This window comes from Curtobacterium sp. PsM8 (assembly GCF_030433875.1).
Classification (GTDB): Bacteria; Actinomycetota; Actinomycetes; order Actinomycetales; family Microbacteriaceae; genus Curtobacterium.
The window spans coordinates 1-225 of sequence record NZ_JARUXD010000204.1; the positions used below are offsets into that span (position 1 = coordinate 1).

Sequence of the window (225 nt, forward strand, 5' to 3'; positions counted from 1 at the left end):
ACCCAGTACTCCACGAGGGCGACGCCCACCCCGACGACGGCTGCCGTGCGGTTTGCGAGCTCCGCGGGCGCGACCACGACGGTGGCCTACGCCGAGAAGACCGACGTCGACCGGCAGCTGCAGTACGCCATGCGGCACTGGTCGGAATACAACACCGCCGAGTACGGCACCTTTAACCCGATCTGAGGGGACTGCGCCAACTACGTGAACCAGACGCTGCAGGCC

Annotated in this window: 1 pseudogene; it reads left to right on the forward strand. The window is 67.1% G+C overall.

Annotated features, from left to right (window positions below):
- A pseudogene (locus tag QCD68_RS17365) lies at positions 1-186 on the forward strand (amidase domain-containing protein); the annotation flags it as partial.
- Positions 187-225 lie beyond the last annotated feature (39 nt).